Below are 17,231 nucleotides of genomic sequence, written 5' to 3' on the forward strand. Positions count from 1 at the left end.
ATGACCGACAAACACATCTCCAGCCAGTTCGACGCCGAGCTGAACTCCATTTCCACGCACGTGCTCGAAATGGGCGGCCTGGTCGAGTCCCAGCTGCACCAGGCGGTCTATGCGCTGATCCACATGAGCCTGGAATCGGCCGAGCAGGTGATGGAGAACGAAAACCGCATCAACCAGATGGAAGTGCAGATCGATCACGAGATCATCTCCACCATCGGCCGTCGCCAGCCCACCGCCCGCGACCTGCGTTTCCTGATCGCCATTTCCCGCACCACGCAGAACCTGGAGCGTGCCGGTGACGAGGTGGCCCGCATCGCCCGCATGGTCAAGTCCATCATCCAGAATGGCTCGCCGCGCAACCTGCCAAGCTCGGAGCTGCGCATGGCCGCCGACCTGGCCGCCGCGCTGCTGCGCAAGTCGCTCGATTCGTTCGCGCGCCTCGACACCGCCATGGCGGTGGCCATCATCAAGGGCGACGACGCGATCGACCACGAGTACAACGGCTTCCTGCGCAAGCTCATCACCTACATGATGGAAGACCCCCGCACCATCTCGCCCAGCCTGGATCTGCTGTTCCTGGCCAAGTCGATCGAGCGTGTGGGCGACCATGCCAAGAACATCGCGGAACAGATCATCTTCATCGTCAAGGGTGAAGACGTGCGGCACGTGCCCATGTCGGCCGTGGAGTCGGTGGTCGGATGAGAAAGCTGCCACGCGTTCTCGTGGTCGAGGACGAACCCTCCATCGCCGAACTGATCGCGGTCAACCTGCGCCACAACGGGTTCGCGCCCACTGTGGTGTTCGATGGCGCCGCTGCCCAGCGCGAGGTGGATGCGGTGCTGCCCGACGTGATCCTGCTCGACTGGATGTTGCCTGGCGAAAGCGGCGCCGTGCTGGCGCGCCAGTGGCGCAAGAACGAACGCACCAAGACCGTGCCCATCCTCATGCTCACCGCGCGCAGCGACGAGAGCGACAAGGTGCAGGGCCTGGATGCCGGTGCCGATGACTACATCACCAAGCCCTTCTCCACCCAGGAGCTGCTCGCGCGCATCCGCGCCGTGCTGCGCCGCCGGGCCCCCGAGATCGTGAACGACTCGGTGCAGGTGGGTGAACTGGCGCTGGATGCCGCCACCTACCGCGTGACCTTCCGGGGTGTGGAACTCAAGGTCGGGCCCACGGAATTCAAGCTGCTGCACTATCTGATGAAACACGCCGAGCGGGTGCACACCCGTGGTACGCTGCTCGACAAGGTCTGGGGAGACCATGTGTTCATCGAGGAGCGTACCGTGGACGTGCACGTCAAGCGATTGAGAGAGTCATTGGGTGAAGCGTCCGGCATGGTGGAAACGGTGCGCGGCGCGGGCTACCGCCTCACGGCGATGAATCACACCGGAAAACCGGCTCAAGGCGCCCCGATCCCGGCCGCATGACCCGTCGTGCCATTGAATTGCTGCTCCTGGTCGCCCTGGGAGCGGTCTGGGGCTGGGCCCATGAGTCGCCCGGTATCACCTTCGCTGGCGGCCTCGTGGGCGCTCTGGTGTGGTCTTTCGTGGATGGCCTGAGGGCACGGCGCGTGATGCGCTGGCTCAACAAGGGCGAGGCGACCCGGGCCCCCAATCTCAGCGGCGCATGGGGCGAGCTCGTGGAGCGCTGCCGCAAGGTCATCAAGAAGCTGGAGAAAAAGGCGCAGAGCAGCGACGCGCGCCTGGAAGATTTCCTGGCCGCCATCCAGGCTTCGCCCAATGGCGTGGTGCTGCTCGATTCTTCCGGACGCATCGAGTGGTCCAACCTCACCGCCGCCAACCACCTCGGCTTCGACCCCCAGCGCGATCTCGGGCAGTACGTGAGGAATCTGGTGCGCAACCCGGCCTTCACCGCTTACTTGGCGGGGGGCGATTTCGGCCACGAGATCCAGATCGACGGGCCTGGCCCACGGCCGTCGCAGCCCACCAAGATTTCGCTGCAGATCCACCCCTATGGCAAGAAGCGCAAGCTGATGATCACGCGCGATGTGACCGCCGTGCAGCTGGCCGAGACGATGCGGCGCGACTTCGTGGCGAACGTGTCGCACGAGATCCGCACGCCGCTCACGGTGCTCAGCGGCTTCGTGGAGACCATGCAGAGCATCCCGCTGGAAGAGGCGGACCGCACGCGTTACCTCGATCTCATGAGCCAGCAGGCCCACCGCATGCAGACCCTGGTGAGCGATTTGCTGACCCTCTCCCGGCTCGAAGGCAGTCCCGCACCCGGGCCGGGCGAGTGGATCGATGCCGACGAGCTGCTGAACCACGTGGTGGCCGAGGCGAGGGGGCTGACGCACGCGATTGCCGCCACGCCGCACGACATCGAACCGTTGGATGGCCCCGATCTCTGGGTCTCGGGTGCCCGCACGGAGTTGCTGAGCGCGATGTCGAACCTGATGAGCAATGCGGTGCGCTACACGCCGGGCGGCGGACGCATCCGCTCGGGCTGGCGGCGGCGTGCAGACGGTTGGGTGGAGTTCTTCGTCAACGACACGGGGCCGGGCGTGGCCGCAGAACACCTGCCGCGCCTGACCGAGCGCTTCTACCGTGTGGACCGCAGCCGTTCGAGGGAAACCGGCGGCACCGGCCTGGGGCTGGCCATCGTCAAGCACGTGGCGCAGCGCCATGGCGGCCACATCGAGGTGCAGAGTGTCCTGGGTGAAGGCTCGACTTTCGCGATTGCCTTGCCCCCTTCGCGGGTGCGCGAGCGCGTCAGCGGCTGACGCGCTGGTAGACCAGCAGGCTTTCCTTGTTGTCGGTCAGCCGACGCACCGTGGCCTTGAAAGCCCATTGTGTGAGGTCGACGCGCTGGTCCAGTGAGCGTTGGTTCTCGGGATCCACCACCAGGCTGCGGCACCGGTTTTCATCCGAGGCACCTGTGCGCACCAACTCCAGGCGGCCGTGGTACTGCAAGGCCGCGATCTGCGCCTGACTCAGGCCATCGACCAGCACACAACTCTGGGGCGAGACCAGGCGCGCGATGCTCCGCGAGATCGGGCCGTAGCTGCGGCCGAAATCCAGCAGAGGCAGCCAGAGCGTCATCAACAACAGCCAGCACAACGTGCTGCCGGCCGCGGGCAGCACCAGGCTCTTCCACAGCGCCTGGCGGTGACGGCCGACGCGCCAGGCCACGAGCCAGAGCCAGGCGGCCGTCGCGATCGCACCGGCGGCGAAAAGCAGGAAGGAGAACTCGGGCACGAACCCGGGCGCCAGGCGGGCGACGTTGGCGGCGGGCTTGGCGGGAACGCCGGTCTGCATGGCCAGCCAGATCACCCAGATCACCAGCGCACAGCCCGAGAAGAACACCAGCGTGAACCAGTCCACCAGCGCGGCCACGCTGCGGCGCAGGGTGGGCAGGGCGAAGGCGGCCAGCGAAGCCAGCGCAGGAAGGCCCAGCAGCAGGGCGCGGTCGCGTTCGTCCGACAGCGCGCTGTCCGCGACGCTCACCAGCGCCGCCCACAGCGGCAGCGCCACATGGGGCCGCAGCAACTGATGGCGCCAGCGCCACAAGGTCCAGAGCACGAGCGGCCAGGCGGGCCAGGTGAACCACACCAGCAGCTTGCCCCAGCTGCGCCACTGCACTTCGGCCCAAGGCGTTTGCAGGGCAGGGGCGGGCACTTGACCGAGGTAAATCGCCACAGCGAACACCACCACCAGCAACAGCGCAGCCGACAGCAACGGGTCGCGCCCCGAGGCAGGCGTCTCCAGCAACCAATCGGTCTGCGGAACGGATGAGAGGGGCGCGCGGCGCGAGAGCCACAGGATCAGGAGCAATCCACTGGCCAGCAGCACGGCGATCCAGGGAGCACCGCTGAAGACCAGCCCGAGCACCGCGACCCCCCAGGCGAACACGCTGCGCAGCGGCCGGCGGCTGCCCGCGTGCGCGAGCCGCGACGCGGCGAACAGCAGCAGCGACACCCAGGCCAGGCGAGCCAGGTCGGGCGTGGTTTCGTGCGAAAGCTGGGCCAGGCCGAGGCAGGCCATGAGTGCCAGCAGGCCTGCATCGGCCAAGGCGCGCGCGTAGTCGGTGGGTTGTGCTTCGCCACCGAAGGCGAAGGCCACCGGTTGCGCGGCGGGTTGGCGTGCCAGGTGGTACACCGTGTACCAGGTGCAGATCAACGTGAGGGCCAGCAGCAAGGCAAACGGGATGCGGACCGCGAAATCGGGTGAGACGAAGGGCAGCAGCCGGATGAAGGCCGCGCCCAGCCAGTAGGGCAGGGGACCGGCTTCTTCGACCGCCAGACCCAGCACCTGGGGACTCCACCAGCCGCTGTGGCCGGCGGCCATTTCCAGCATCACGCCAAATGCGGATACGTCGGCGTTCTTCCAGGGCTCGCGGCCGAGGAAACCGGGCAGCACATAGGCCACGCAGAACAGAATGAGCGCGAGCCGCGGCAGACGGCGCACGGCCGACTGGGTGACGATGGCGGGGGTGGGCTGGTTCACTGCGGCGAATATACAGGGGCGAAAAAAAAGCAGCCGGATCGGGCTGCTTTTCTGAGCAAGGTGCGGACACCCGGGAAAAGCCCGGGCACACGCCGCTTACTTGGCGGTCTTGGCGTAACGGTTGCGGAAGCGCTCGACGCGGCCACCCATGTTGTCCACGCTTTTTTGCGTGCCGGTGTAGAAGGGGTGCGATTCGCTGGAGGTGTCCAGCTTGTACAGCGGCAGCTCGCGGCCGTCTTCCATCTTGATGGTCTCTTTCGTGTTCGCGCAGGAGCGGGTCACGAATTTGAAACCGTTGGAGAGGTCCTGGAAGCAGACTTCGCGGTAGTTGGGGTGGATACCGTCTTTCATGGCGTTTCTTTCAGTTCAGGTGCCGCAGCCGCAACGAAACCGTTTCGTTGTACTTGCCGCAATTAGCAAAGCCTTGGATTATAGCCTTAACCGCCCCGACGCATCATGTCGAAGAATTCGGAGTTGTTCTTGGTCGATTTCATGCTCTTGAGCACCATCTCCATCGCCTCGATTTCGTCCATGTTGTACATGAATTGACGCAGGATGCGGGTTTTTTGCAGAATTTCGGGCTGAAGCAGCAATTCCTCGCGGCGCGTGCCGCTGCGGTTGAGCTGGATCGAGGGGAACACGCGTTTTTCGTACAGGCGGCGGTCCAGGTGGATTTCGCAGTTGCCGGTGCCCTTGAATTCTTCAAAGATCACTTCGTCCATCCGGCTGCCGGTGTCGACCAGGGCCGTGGCGATGATGGTCAGCGAACCACCTTCTTCGATCTTGCGGGCCGCGCCGAAGAAGCGCTTAGGCCGCTGCAGGGCGTTGGCGTCCACGCCGCCGGTGAGCACCTTGCCGCTGGAGGGCAGCACGTTGTTGTAGGCACGGGCCAGGCGGGTGATGGAGTCGAGCATGATCACGACGTCCTTGCCCAGCTCCACCAGGCGCTTGGCGCGCTCGATCACCATCTCGGCCACGTGCACGTGGCGGGCCGCCGGTTCGTCGAACGTGGAGGCAATGACCTCGCCGCGCACGGTGCGCTGCATCTCGGTCACTTCCTCGGGGCGCTCGTCGACCAGCAGCACCATGAGCACCACCTCGGGGTGGTTGGCCGTGATGGCGTGGCACAGGTGCTGCATCATCACCGTCTTGCCGCTCTTGGGCGGCGCCACGATCAGCGCGCGCTGGCCGCGGCCGATGGGGGCGATGATGTCGATCACGCGGCCGGTGATGTTCTCTTCGCTCTTGATGTCGCGTTCCAGTCGCATCTGTTCCTTGGGGAACAGGGGCGTCAGGTTCTCGAACATGATCTTGTGCTTGTTGTCCTCGGGGGGCAGGCTGTTGATCTTGTCGAGCTTGTTGAGGGCGAAGTAGCGTTCGCCGTCCTTGGGGATGCGCACCTCGCCCTCGATCATGTCGCCGGTGTGCAGGTTGAAGCGGCGGATCTGGCTGGGCGAGATGTAGATGTCGTCGGTGCTCGCCGTGTAGCTGGTGTCCGGGGCCCGCAGGAAGCCGAAACCGTCGGGCAGCACTTCCAGCACGCCGTCCGCATACACCAGTTCACCGCCCTTGGCGCGCTTCTTGATGATGGCGAACATCAGCTCCTGCTTGCGCATGCGGCCAGGGTTTTCGATCTCAAGCGCTTCGGCCTGCTTGAGGACTTCAGACACGTGCAGTGCCTTGAGTTCGTTAAGGTGCATGGAATTCACTCCGAAAGGGAGTTGAGTCAAAACCGGGGGAGGGGGCGCCGGCGTCCGGATGGCGGACGGTGCGCGGAAAGAAGGGCGGGCGTCTGTCAGGCCCGCTGAAGCAAATTATGACAGGAAATAGGGGGCCGGGGAAACCGTGCCCGGGCGTTGCACCCGGGCACCCTTCAGCAAGGCATCAGGCCAGTTGCTGGTCGATGAAGGCGGTGAGCTGCGCCTTGCTCACGGCGCCGACCTTGGTGGCGGCCAGCTGGCCATCCTTGAACAGCATCAGCGTGGGGATGCCGCGGATGCCGAACTTGGCGGGCACGTCGCGGTTGTCGTCCACGTTGAGCTTGGCGATCTTGAGCTTGCCGTTGTACGAGCCGGCCACTTCATCGAGGATCGGCGCAATCATCTTGCAAGGGCCGCACCATTCGGCCCAGAAGTCCACCAGCACCGGCGCTCCGGCCTCCAGCACATCAGCCTGGAAGCTGGCATCGGAAACGTGTTTGATCAGGTCGCTGGCGATGATTCATCCTAAAAGTCGTTGAACGGGGAGGGGTTACAGTTTGGGTCACATGCCAGCAGTTCAAGGTGTTCTCACACCCTCTGAGCGCACGGTCCGCATCATTGTGACAGAAACACCCATTTCCATGACGCCTGTAAGCTCGATCCGAGAGGCCGGTTCGCCGGCCGCGGGAGAGGGCCATCCATCGATGCGCCAATGGGCGCGCTGGATCGCGCACATCGATCAGGCCATGCAGGACCGTGCCGTGCCCGCCAGCCGTGTGGTGGTGCTGGTGCCCTATGCCCAATTGATGGACGCCGGGCGCAAGGCCTGGGCGGCGTCGCACCCGAGCGGGTTTGCCCCGCGTTTCGAATCCAGCCGCAACTGGGCCGCCAGCCTGCGGCCCTTCCTGCCGGGTCCGGGCGATCTGAGCATGGACATGGCACGCGACAGCCTGATGGCCGCGGCCCTGATCGAACGCGTGGCACCCGCGCGTGCCGATGCCGCCTTGCGCGCCATCATGGTGGGCCGCCTCGTGGAGGCCGCGCGACAGCTGGCCCCTTTGGCCGCCGCGTTGCCGCCCGAGGAAAGGCTGGCCTGGGCTGAACCGCTGCGCGCGTCGCTGGCGCCCGCCGCTTCCTCGTTGTACTGGGAGGGGCTGTTCGCCACGCTGGCGCTGACCTGGGTGAGCGCCTCCGCCTATGCCACCGATGTGCTGTGGGCACCGATGGCGCAGCCCGGCGTCCACGCCGATCTGTTGGTGGTGCTGCAGGGCTTTCAGGAAGACCCGTTGGCCATGGCCTTGGCCGCGCGTTGGGGTGAACAATCGCTGGTGTTGTCGCTCGGCGAAATGGACGATGGCGCCAGCGGTGTGCCGGGTCTGCACGCCTGCGGCGACGCGGAAGACGAAGCCCAGCGCGCCGCGGCCTGTGTGATCGCGCAGGTCAACCACGGACACGTGCCGGTGGCGCTGGTCGCGAACGACCGACTGCTCACCCGGCGCGTCAGCGCCATGCTGCACCGTGTGGGTGTGTCGGTGCGCGACGAGACCGGTTGGAAGCTCTCCACCACCCACGCGGCCGCACAACTCATGAGCGTGCTGCGCGCGGTCGATGCGCGCGCCTCGATGGACGATGTGCTGGACCTGCTCAAGCAGGCCAAGGCCTGGCCCGAGGCGCAGGTGCAGCAACTGGAACAGCTCGCGCGCGAAGCGGGTGTGTCGCGCTGGAAGGCAGCGCTGCAGCACGAGCGGCTTGCCGCGGTGATTCCCGAAGGCCTGCCCGCCTGGCTCGAGGGCTTGCAGGTGGGAAGACCCTTGACGATGTGGCTGGGCGACCTGGCCGCGGCGCTCAAGGCCTGTGGCCTGTGGACCTCGTTCGAGAGCGATCCCGCCGGACAACAACTGGTGCAGACCTTGCGTCTGGGCGAAGGCGCGGCCATGGAGCTGGCCGGCGTGACCCAGGCGGTGGAAGGGTCCACGCGCGGTGGTGCGCGCCTGTCCCTCAGCGCCTTCACCGCCTGGGTGCGCGATGTGCTGGAGGGGGCGAGCTTCATGCCCCGCAGCGCGGGCGACGCGGCCGTGGTGGTTCTGCCCATGGCGCAGCTGCTGGGGCGGCCTTTCGCCGCCACCGTGGTGCCGGGTTGCGACGAGACGCACCTGAGTCCCAGCCCAGAGCCACCCGGCGACTGGACGACGGCGCAGCGCGAGTTGCTGGGCCTGTCGTCCCGCGAGGCCTTGGCCCAGGCCTCGGCCAGTGCCTGGCGGGCCACGCTCGCCTTGCCGCATCTGGATCTGCTGTGGCGCACGCAGGAGCGCGGCGAGGCCGTGCTGCCGAGTGCCTGGGTACAGGCGTTGCCGGTGCAACCAGGGGTGGATCCACGTGACCTGCGCCCGCTCACGCCAGCGACCCAACCGAGGCCCACGCCTTCCGCCAGCGATGTGTTGCCCGAGTCGCTCTCGGCCAGCGCCTACCAGGACTTGCGCGATTGCCCCTACCGTTTCTTCGCGCTGCGCCAGCTGCGCCTGGTCGAGGCCGCCGAGCTCGAAGCCGAGCCGGATCAGCGCGACATGGGCAACTGGTTGCACGCGGTGTTGCGCGCCTTCCATGAGCAGCGCGGCGACGCCCGCCCGGGACGCGACGTGGACCAGGCCTGGCTTGACCGGCTGGCCGACGAGACCGCCACCGCCATGGGCTTGAACGCGGGCGAGGGTGGGGCCGGTTTCCTGCCTTACCAGGCGGTGTGGCCCGCGCTGCGCGAGGGCTATCTGGACTGGCTGGCCGGTTTCGAAGCCACCGACGACCGGCCGGGCCCGCGCTTCGTCCAGGCCGAGGCCGAACGCGTCGCGAACGCAGGGCCCTGGAAGCTCTACGGCAAGCTGGACCGCATCGATGCGCAGCACAGCCCCGAAGGACCGATTCCCTTCGTGATCGACTACAAGACCGAAAGCCGCAGCAAGACCCACGACCGCGTGAAAGAGCCACTGGAAGACACCCAGCTGGCCTTCTACGCGGCCCTGCTGCCCGACGACAACCTGCGCGCCGCCTACCTCAGCATCACCGACAAACGCGGCGACGGTGGCAAGGACGGCCCCACCTGGCTCGTGGAGCAACCGGACGTGCTGATGGCGCGTGAGCACCTGCAGGCCGGCCTTGCACACGACATGGCGCGCGTGGCCGCCGGCCAGCCCATGCCGGCGCTCGGCGAAGGCCGCGTGTGCGACTTCTGCGCCGCACGGGGCCTGTGCCGCAAAGATTTCTGGACGCCCGCATGACGGCACCCGCCTACCGCATCAACGGCGCGCCCGCCGCGCGCGAAGCCTTCTATGCGCTGGCCTGCGATCCCGCGCGCAGCATTGCCGTGGAAGCCTGTGCCGGCGCGGGCAAGACCTGGATGCTGGTCTCGCGCATCCTGCGCGCGATGCTCGACGGCTGTGCGCCGCAGGACATCCTCGCGATCACTTTCACCAAGAAGGCGGCCGGTGAAATGCGCGACCGGCTCAACGCCGAGCTGCGCCGTTGGGCCACGCTGGCCGACGACGCCTTGGCCAATGAGTTGCGCGCGCGTGGTCTGAGCGAGACCGATGCCCGGCGGCGCGTGCCCGAGGCCCGAGGCCTGCATGCGCGCGTCACCGCCATCGGTCGTCCCGTTCAGGTGCGCACCTTCCACAGCTGGTTCGCCGCGTTGCTGCGCGGAGCACCGCTGTCGGTGCTGCAGGAACTGCAGTTGCCGGTGCAGTACGAGTTGCTCGAAGACGACGCGCGCGCGGTGGCCCAGGTCTGGCCGCGTTTCTACGCGGCGCTCGCCGCCAGTCCCGTCGAGCGAGAGGACTTCATGGCCAGCGTGGCCGAACATGGCCGCCACCAGACACTGGTGGCGCTGAAGAAGACCCTCGACAAGCGCGTGGAGTTCGCGCTGGCCGATGCGGCGGGTGTGGTCGAGGCATCGGTCGAGCCGATGGCGCAGCGCTACCCGGAGTTCGCGGGTTTCGACGAGCCGGCGCAATGGCTGGTGCAGGACGCCCGCGCCGTCACGCTGCTGCGCGAAGCCGCTCACGCCCTGGGGCGCGCGAGCGCGCCGACCTTCTCCGCCAAGGGCGTCGAGCTGGAGCAGGCGCTGGGCCAGGCCGATGGCACGGGGGTGCTCACGGCCTTGCTCACGCAGAAGGACGAGCCGCGCAAGTTCAGCGACAAGCTCACCGGCATCGAGGCCGTGCGCGCCGCGCAGCAACTGGCGCTGCGAACGCTCGAAGCCATGCGCCAGCACCGCGCCTGGTTGCACCACCAGCGCCTCTCGCGCCTGGCCCGCGTGTTGCTCATGAGCTTTGCCGCTTTCAAGCGCGAACGCGGCTGGGTCGACATGAACGACGTGGAGGGTGCGGCGCGTCGCCTGCTGGGCGATGCCGAGCTCTCGGGTTGGCTCCAGCAGCGGCTGGACGCGCGCGTGCGCCACGTGCTGATCGACGAATTCCAGGACACCAACCCGCTGCAATGGCAGGCCCTCTACGGCTGGCTCTCGGCCTATGCGGGCGCAGGCCCGGGCGAGGCGCCCTGCGTGTTCCTGGTCGGCGACCCCAAGCAATCGATCTACCGCTTTCGCCGTGCCGAGCCGCAGGTGTTCAAGGCGGCGCAGGCCTTCGTGGTGCAAGGCCTGGCCGGTGCGCTGCTCAGTTGCGATCACACGCGCCGCTGTGCGCCTGCGGTGGTGGACGCGCTCAACGCCGCCATGGGGGCGGCGGTGCAGGCCGGCGAATACGGCAGCGACTACCGTCCCCACACCACCGAAAGCACCGCGCAAGGCGAGGTGTTGTGTCTGCCGCAGCTGCCACGCAGCCTGCTGGAGCGAAGCCAATCGGGGAACGATGGCGAGCCCGTGTGGCGCGACAGCCTGACCACGCCGCGCGTGCTGCCCGAAGACAGCCTGGCCGCGCTGGAAGCCGGGCAGGCCGCCGACTGGATCGCCACCGAGGTGGCCGACGGGCGCCTGCTGCCCGACGACATCATGGTGCTGTCGCGCCGCCGCGAGCGCCTGGCCCGGATGCACGAGGCGCTGCTCGACCGCGGCCTGGCCAGCGAACAACCCGAAAAGTTGGAGCTCGGCGAAGCGCCCGCGGTGCAGGACGTGGTGGCGTTGCTGGACGCCCTGGTCTCGACCCGGCACGACCTGAGCCTGGCGCGGGCCCTCAAGTCGCCGCTGTGTGGCTGGAGCGACGACGACCTGGCCCAGCTCGCGCGCCTGCGCCAGCGCTGGACGCCGCCGCGCACCGATGGCGCGAGCTCACCAACCCCTCGGCCTTCGTGGTGGGAGGTGCTGCAGCGTTTCGGCGCCTTGCCCTCCGATGAACAAGCGGCGGCCGCCTCCACCCCGGCGCAGGCTGCGCAGTTCCAGGACACCGCGCAGCGCCTCGCGCTCTACCGGGGTTGGCTGCTCAGCTTGCCGCCGCACGATGCGCTGTCCGCCCTCTACGACCATGGGGACGTGCTCGCGCGCTTCGCGCAAGCCGTGCCCGCGAGCCAGCGCGCCGCCGTGCTCGCCCAACTGCGCGACCTGCTGACCCAGTCGCTCGCGCAGGATGGCGGCCGCTTCCTCACCCCGTACCGCTTCGTGCGCGCGCTCAAGGCGGGTGGCATCAAGGCCACGGCGGTGCAGACGCCCGGCGCTGTGCGCCTGCTCACCATCCACGGGGCCAAGGGCCTGGAAGCCCACACCGTGCTCATGCTCGACACCGATTCCGGCTCCGCCCGGCCCGAGAGCATGGGCGTGCTGGTGGACTGGCCGGGCGAAGACCCGCTGCCGCGCCGCTTCGTGTTTCTGGCCAGCGAAAAATCGCCACCCGACTGCGCGGTGGACGCCTTACAGCAGGAGCAGCAGGCGCGCTCGCTGGAGGAACTCAACGCCCTCTATGTGGCCCTGACGCGCGCCGAGTCGCGGCTGGTGATCTCCAGCTTCGAACCGCACAAGCGCGGCACCACCACCTGGTACGCACGCTTGCAGCCGCTGGCCGCGCCGCTGGAGGCACCGTTGCCCGCGGCCGATGCCGATGGCCCCCCTTCGGTGCAAGCCCAGGTCTTCCACTTGCCGAGCTTGCCTCCTCTGACTGTGGAGACCGCCTCCGTGGTGAATGCGGAAGTCGCACCGCCCGTGGACGACACCGCCAACCGCATCGGCCTGGCGCTGCACCGCCTGCTGGAATGGCGGCCCACGCCGGCCCAGGGTTTCGATTGGGCACCCGAACACACGCAGGCCGTGGCGCGCGAGTTCGCGCTCGACCCGGCCCAGGCGCGCGATGTGCTCGCCATGGCCCAACGCATCGTGAGCGGCGAGGCCGCCTGGGCCTGGGACGCGGAGGCGCTCAACCACTGGGGCAACGAGGTCGAGCTTTTCCACCAGGGGGAGCTGCTGCGGCTGGACCGCCTGGTGCGCCGCCGCGACAGCGGCGACTGGTGGGTGCTGGACTACAAGAGCGCTGCCCATCCCGAGCGCCAGCCCGAACTGCTCGCGCAGATGGAGGGCTACCGCCAGGCCATGGCGCAGGCCCGGCCGGGTGAAGCCGTGCGGCTCGCCTTCATCAACGCTCAGGGCCGGCTCATCGAGCTGGTCGCTGCATCAAGTTCTTCATGACCGATTCGAGTTCTTTTCTGCCTGTCGATGTGGCTGTCATCGGCGGCGGCCCCGCCGGCCTGATGGCCGCCGAAGTCATGGGCCGCGCCGGCCTCAACGTGCACCTGTTCGACGCCATGCCTTCGGTGGGCCGCAAGTTCCTGCTCGCGGGCAAGGGCGGCATGAACCTCACGCACGCCGAAACGCTGCCGGCCTTCGTGGGCCGCTACGGCGCGCAGGCAGACCACCTGCGCCCGCTGCTCGAGACCTTCGGGCCGCAGGCCGTGCGCGACTGGGCCACCGGCCTGGGCATCAGCACGTTCGTGGGCAGCTCGCAGCGCGTCTTTCCCACCGACATGAAGGCCGCGCCGCTGCTTCGGGCCTGGCTGCACCGGCTGCGCCATCCCGAGTCCGGTGGCACGCCGGTGGGCTTCCACATGCGCCACCGCTGGACGGGCTGGGACGGCACAGCCCTGGTGTTCGACACGCCGCAGGGGCCGCTGCGGGTGCAGTCCCGCGCCACCGTGCTTGCGCTGGGCGGCGCGAGCTGGGCGCGCCTGGGCTCCGACGGTGCCTGGGTGCCCCGGCTGCAAGCCGAGGGCGTTGACGTGGCGCCGCTGCAGCCCAGCAACTGCGGCTTCGACGTGGCGGGCGGCTGGAGCCCTTTCTTCCTGGAGCGTTTCGCGGGCCAGCCTTTCAAGTCGGTGGCCGTGCGGTTCACGGACAGCCTGGGGAACGGTTTTCAGCGCAAGGGCGAATTCGTCGCCACGGCCACCGGTGTCGAAGGCAGCCTGATCTATGCCGTGTCGGGCCTGTTGCGCGATCAGATCGCGCGCGAGGGCCGGGCCACGTTCGAACTGGACCTGCTGCCCGACCGCACGGCCGAACAGGTGCTGGCCCAGGTGGCGCATCCGCGCGGTTCGCGCAGCCTCTCGAGCCACCTCAAGAGCCGGCTCGGCTTGGAGGGCATCAAGATGCCATCGTCAATGAAATGTTGAGCAAGGACGCGATGCACGAGCCCGCCCGACTGGCCGCCGCGCTCAAGGCCTTGCCCATCACGCTGGCCGCCGCGCGACCCATCGACGAAGCCATCAGCAGCGCCGGTGGCGTGCGCTGGGAGGGGCTGGACGATGGCCTGATGGTGCGGTCGCGACCGGGCCTGTTCTGTGCGGGTGAAATGCTCGACTGGGAAGCGCCCACCGGGGGCTATCTGCTGACGGCCTGCCTGGCCAGTGGGGTGGCGGCCGGTGAGGGCGTGCGCCGCTGGCTGGCCACCTGATTCAGTGGGCCGAGCTTTTCGAGAGCAGGTTGAGCACCAGGACGCCCGCCACGATCAGGCCCATGCCCAGCATGCCGGCGGCATCGAGCTTCTGGCCGAACGCCAGCCAGCCGATCAATGCGATGAGCACCACGCCCACGCCCGACCAGACGGCGTAGGCGATGCCCACGGGAATGGTGCGCAGGGTCAGCGACAGCAGGTAGAACGCCGCGCCGTAGGACACCACGACGATCGCCGAAGGCCAGAGCTTGCTGAAGCCCTCGCTGGCTTTCAGGGCGGAGGTGCCGACGACTTCGGCGGCAACTGCGCAGCCCGAGCAGGATCCAGGGGTTCATCGCCGGCCGTTCAGTCCACCAGGGCCTGCAGGTTCAAGGGATAGGACTTGCCCAGCCACAGCGCGCCGTCGCGGTGATCGCTCAGCGCGTCGCCGGTGTTGGGGTGGATGAGCACATCCAGCGCAGCGTGGTTCAGGGCGAGCCAGCTCACCACGTGAGCGAACTCGGGGGCATCGAAAGCCACCTGGTAGGTCCAGGCCGGATGCGGCCCGACCGGTTTTTCGTGGAACCGCCCGATCTGCACGTGGGCGGCGAGTTCGGCGGCGATGACTTCGCGCAAAGCCCAGGCGGCATCGCGCGTGTCCGTACCAAAGTACACGTGGGCATGCCAGCTGGCAATGGAGGCGGGATCGCGCACGGACATGGTGGGATGAGAAGAAGGTGACGAGCCTTGACCCCGGCACTGGATTCACAGTTAGGGCTGCTTGGTTCCCCACCTGACCCGGTTGGCCGCTTCACCATGCGGGAAGGCCCGTCGAGGTCGATTGTAGGCGATGGGGTGTGTCGATGTCGGATCACCTTGCAATACCCCGCCGCTTAGAATCGTCGCCATGTCCTATGTCGTCCTGGCCCGCAAATACCGCCCGCGCAATTTCACCGAAATGGTGGGGCAGGGCCATGTGGTGCAAGCGCTCTCGAATGCCTTGACGACCCAGCGCCTGCACCACGCCTACCTGTTCACCGGGACACGTGGCGTGGGCAAGACCACGGTCTCGCGCATCCTGGCCAAGTCACTCAACTGCCTGGGTGCCGACGGGCAGGGCGGCATCACCGCCGAGCCTTGCGGCGTGTGCCAGGCCTGCACCGACATCGACAGTGGCCGTTTCGTCGATTACACCGAGCTCGATGCCGCTTCCAACCGGGGCGTGGACGAAGTTCAGGCCCTGCTGGAGCAGGCGGTCTACAAGCCGGTGCAGGGGCGCTTCAAGGTCTTCATGATCGACGAGGTGCACATGCTGACCAACACGGCGTTCAACGCCATGTTGAAGACGCTGGAAGAGCCGCCCGAGTACCTCAAGTTCGTGCTGGCCACGACGGATCCGCAGAAGGTGCCGGTGACCGTGCTGTCGCGCTGCCTGCAGTTCAACCTGCGGCCCATGGCGCCCGAGACCGTGCTGGAGCATTTGCAACAGGTGTTGCAAGCCGAAAACGTGCCTGCCGAGGTGCAGGCGCTGCGCCTGCTGTCGCGCGCCGCTCGCGGCTCCATGCGCGACGCGCTTTCGCTCACCGACCAGGCGATTGCGTTTTGGCGGCGGCCAGTTGCAGGAGGCCACGGTGCGCCAGATGTTGGGCGCGGTGGACCGCTCCTATGTGCTGCGCCTGATCGATGCGCTGGCCCGCGCCGATGGCGCCACGGTGGTCGATACCGTGGACGCGCTGCGCGTGAATGGCCTGAACGCCGCGTCGACGCTGGAAGAGATGACCGGCGTGCTGCAGCGCATGGCCGTGCTGCAGGCCGTGCCCGACCGCGCCCAGGCCGAAGGCCTGGACGACCCCGATGAAGCGCAGATCGCGCGGCTGGCGCAAAGCCTGCCGGCCGACGAGACGCAACTGCTCTACAGCCTGTGCCTGCATGGGCGCGGCGAGCTGGGCCTGGCCCCCGACGAGTACGCCGCGCTCACCATGGTGCTGCTGCGGCTGATGGCCTTCAAACCCGCCAACACGGCCGCTGTCAGCGCCGCGGCGGAAAAAAAAACACTGAAAACGGCTGAAGCGCCTGTTGCGGAGGTGGCCGCACCCGCGGCTGCGTTGGCGCCCACGCCGGTGCCGATGGTGCGTTTGCCGGTGGTGAACCCGCCGCCGGCCGTCGCTCCACCCGCGCCCGTGAGGGCGCCGCAGCCCTCCGCGGTGGCTGTGTCGGCACCCGCCGCCGCGCCGCAGATGCCCGCCGAGCCGGTGGACGATGCGCCCTGGCCCGAGGACGATGGCCCTCCCTGGGAAGAGGCCGAACCGGCGCCACCCCGTGTCATGGCGCATCCCGGTGCGCGATGCCGGTGAACCCGGCCCGGCGGATCAGCCTCAGGCCCGCGACGAACACGGCACACAAACGGTGTTGCCCGCCGCGCCCGGTGGCAGCGTCGAAGGCGATTTCTGGTTCGAGACCGTGATGCAGCTCGTGCGCGCGGAAGCCATCACCGCGCTGGTGCGCGAGCTGGGCTTGCAATCGCAACTGATCGCGCGCGACACGGACCAGTGGATGCTGCGCGTGGAGCGCAGCTCGCTCAACCAGGGCAATACGCGCGAACGCCTGGCCACGGCGCTGAAGACCATCGGCCACGAGGTGCGCCTCTCGGTGGAGATTGGCAGCGTTTCGGACTCGCCCGCGCGCCGCGTGGCAGCGGAAGCGGCGCGCCGCCAGCGCGAGGCTGAGGCGCACATCCTGAACGACCCCTTTGTCCAGACCATGATGCGCGACTTTGGCGGCAAAATCGTGCCCGGTACCCTCAAGGCCATCACCACGGCCTGAGCCTCTTTTCTTTTTTCACTCGGAACGTTAGGAAGACCATGTTCAACAAAGGACAACTCGCCGGCCTCATGAAGCAGGCCCAGGCCATGCAGGACAACCTGAAGAAAGCCCAGGACGAGCTGGCCTTCATCGAGGTCACGGGCGAATCGGGCGCGGGCCTGGTGAAGGTGCTTATGACCTGCAAGCACGACGTCAAGCGCGTCACCATCGACCCCAGCCTGCTGGCCGACGACAAGGACATGCTGGAAGACCTCGTGGCCGCCGCGTTCAACGCCGCGGTGCGCAAGGCCGAAGAAACCTCGGCCGAGAAAATGGGCAAGCTCACGGCCGGCATGCCCGGCCTGCCGGGCGGCATGAAGTTCCCGTTCTGATCCCCATCGCGCGGG

At 67.8% G+C, this 17,231-nt stretch carries 11 protein-coding genes, 1 other RNA gene and 3 pseudogenes; 8 read left to right on the forward strand and 7 right to left on the reverse strand.

Annotated elements, in window-relative coordinates; genetic code table 11:
• From phoU to phoR, 3 genes are read left to right on the forward strand one after another with little or no spacing between them, the layout of a single operon-like run.
• Nucleotides 1-702, forward strand: a complete 702-nt coding sequence (phoU, locus tag ACFJGX_RS16020) for a phosphate signaling complex protein PhoU (RefSeq protein ID WP_382325182.1) — start codon at nucleotides 1-3, stop codon at nucleotides 700-702.
• Nucleotides 699-1,430 (forward strand): phosphate regulon transcriptional regulator PhoB, encoded by a 732-nt coding sequence (gene phoB, locus ACFJGX_RS16025; RefSeq protein WP_382157405.1) that lies wholly within the window; start codon nucleotides 699-701, stop codon nucleotides 1,428-1,430. Before phoU ends, phoB begins: the two co-directional genes overlap by 4 nt.
• Nucleotides 1,427-2,746 carry a phosphate regulon sensor histidine kinase PhoR gene (gene phoR, locus ACFJGX_RS16030; RefSeq protein WP_382326557.1) on the forward strand — a complete coding sequence of 440 codons (1,320 nt, stop codon included), beginning with the start codon at nucleotides 1,427-1,429 and terminating at the stop codon, nucleotides 2,744-2,746. Before phoB ends, phoR begins: the two co-directional genes overlap by 4 nt.
• Here the strand turns inward: phoR and ACFJGX_RS16035 are convergent.
• From ACFJGX_RS16035 to trxA, 4 genes are all read right to left on the reverse strand, one after another.
• Nucleotides 2,736-4,469: an ArnT family glycosyltransferase gene (locus tag ACFJGX_RS16035; RefSeq protein ID WP_382325180.1), complete on the reverse strand. Its 1,734-nt coding sequence runs from the start codon at nucleotides 4,467-4,469 to the stop codon at nucleotides 2,736-2,738. The genes phoR and ACFJGX_RS16035 overlap by 11 nt on opposite strands.
• A 96-nt stretch (nucleotides 4,470-4,565) precedes the next feature.
• On the reverse strand, nucleotides 4,566-4,820 hold the full coding sequence (locus tag ACFJGX_RS16040; protein WP_382157412.1) for a type B 50S ribosomal protein L31: 255 nt from the start codon (nucleotides 4,818-4,820) through the stop codon (nucleotides 4,566-4,568).
• Nucleotides 4,821-4,906: 86 nt separating this feature from the next.
• Nucleotides 4,907-6,169, reverse strand: coding sequence for a transcription termination factor Rho (rho, locus tag ACFJGX_RS16045; protein WP_159594444.1), 1,263 nt, complete (start codon nucleotides 6,167-6,169; stop codon nucleotides 4,907-4,909).
• A 184-nt stretch (nucleotides 6,170-6,353) separates the two neighbouring features.
• On the reverse strand, nucleotides 6,354-6,686 hold the full coding sequence (gene trxA / locus ACFJGX_RS16050) for a thioredoxin TrxA (RefSeq protein ID WP_291120781.1): 333 nt from the start codon (nucleotides 6,684-6,686) through the stop codon (nucleotides 6,354-6,356).
• Between the two features lie 124 nt (nucleotides 6,687-6,810).
• Between trxA and ACFJGX_RS16055 the strand changes: the two genes are divergently transcribed.
• The 3 genes and pseudogenes from ACFJGX_RS16055 (at nucleotide 6,811) to ACFJGX_RS16065 (ending at nucleotide 14,043) form a co-directional block, all read left to right on the forward strand.
• The gene (locus ACFJGX_RS16055; RefSeq protein ID WP_382326559.1) at nucleotides 6,811-9,438 is read left to right on the forward strand and encodes a PD-(D/E)XK nuclease family protein; all 2,628 of its coding nucleotides are present in this window, start codon (nucleotides 6,811-6,813) and stop codon (nucleotides 9,436-9,438) included.
• A complete protein-coding gene (locus ACFJGX_RS16060) occupies nucleotides 9,435-12,785 on the forward strand; it encodes a UvrD-helicase domain-containing protein (protein WP_382326561.1) in 3,351 nt (1,116 codons plus the stop codon). The genes ACFJGX_RS16055 and ACFJGX_RS16060 overlap by 4 nt, the downstream gene beginning before the upstream one ends.
• A pseudogene (locus tag ACFJGX_RS16065) lies at nucleotides 12,782-14,043 on the forward strand (TIGR03862 family flavoprotein). Before ACFJGX_RS16060 ends, ACFJGX_RS16065 begins: the two are co-directional and overlap by 4 nt.
• A 1-nt stretch (nucleotide 14,044) precedes the next feature.
• Here the strand turns inward: ACFJGX_RS16065 and ACFJGX_RS16070 are convergent.
• The 3 genes and pseudogenes from ACFJGX_RS16070 to ffs all read right to left on the reverse strand — a co-directional run bounded on the left by ACFJGX_RS16070 (nucleotide 14,045) and on the right by ffs (nucleotide 14,855).
• A pseudogene (locus tag ACFJGX_RS16070) lies at nucleotides 14,045-14,378 on the reverse strand (SMR family transporter).
• Nucleotides 14,379-14,388: 10 nt separating this feature from the next.
• The gene (locus tag ACFJGX_RS16075; RefSeq protein WP_382325172.1) at nucleotides 14,389-14,742 is read right to left on the reverse strand and encodes a DOPA 4,5-dioxygenase family protein; all 354 of its coding nucleotides are present in this window, start codon (nucleotides 14,740-14,742) and stop codon (nucleotides 14,389-14,391) included.
• Between the two features lie 16 nt (nucleotides 14,743-14,758).
• Nucleotides 14,759-14,855: signal recognition particle sRNA small type (gene ffs, locus ACFJGX_RS16080), an RNA gene on the reverse strand.
• Nucleotides 14,856-14,929: 74 nt separating this feature from the next.
• Between ffs and dnaX the strand changes: the two are divergent.
• Together dnaX and ACFJGX_RS16090 are read left to right on the forward strand one after the other, a co-directional pair.
• Nucleotides 14,930-16,845 (forward strand): annotated as a pseudogene (gene dnaX / locus ACFJGX_RS16085) (DNA polymerase III subunit gamma/tau).
• A gap of 38 nt (nucleotides 16,846-16,883) precedes the next feature.
• A complete protein-coding gene (locus ACFJGX_RS16090; protein WP_066266019.1) occupies nucleotides 16,884-17,216 on the forward strand; it encodes a YbaB/EbfC family nucleoid-associated protein in 333 nt (110 codons plus the stop codon).
• The last annotated feature ends 15 nt before the right edge of the window (nucleotides 17,217-17,231 follow it).

It is taken from the genome of Hydrogenophaga sp. UC242_50, from assembly GCF_042697355.1.
In the GTDB taxonomy this organism is placed as follows: Bacteria; Pseudomonadota; Gammaproteobacteria; order Burkholderiales; family Burkholderiaceae_C; genus Hydrogenophaga.

Bases quoted from the DNA above. Each gene is read 5' to 3' on its own strand.
- phoU (WP_382325182.1), top strand. From the start codon at position 1: ATGACCGACAAACACATCTCCAGCCAGTTCGACGCCGAGCTGAACTCC.
- phoB (WP_382157405.1), top strand. From the start codon at position 699: ATGAGAAAGCTGCCACGCGTTCTCGTGGTCGAGGACGAACCCTCCATC.
- phoR (WP_382326557.1), top strand. From the start codon at position 1,427: ATGACCCGTCGTGCCATTGAATTGCTGCTCCTGGTCGCCCTGGGAGCG.
- ACFJGX_RS16040 (WP_382157412.1), bottom strand. From the start codon at position 4,820: ATGAAAGACGGTATCCACCCCAACTACCGCGAAGTCTGCTTCCAGGAC.
- rho (WP_159594444.1), bottom strand. From the start codon at position 6,169: ATGCACCTTAACGAACTCAAGGCACTGCACGTGTCTGAAGTCCTCAAG.
- ACFJGX_RS16055 (WP_382326559.1), top strand. From the start codon at position 6,811: ATGACGCCTGTAAGCTCGATCCGAGAGGCCGGTTCGCCGGCCGCGGGA.
- ACFJGX_RS16060 (WP_382326561.1), top strand. From the start codon at position 9,435: ATGACGGCACCCGCCTACCGCATCAACGGCGCGCCCGCCGCGCGCGAA.
- ACFJGX_RS16075 (WP_382325172.1), bottom strand. From the start codon at position 14,742: ATGTCCGTGCGCGATCCCGCCTCCATTGCCAGCTGGCATGCCCACGTG.
- ACFJGX_RS16090 (WP_066266019.1), top strand. From the start codon at position 16,884: ATGTTCAACAAAGGACAACTCGCCGGCCTCATGAAGCAGGCCCAGGCC.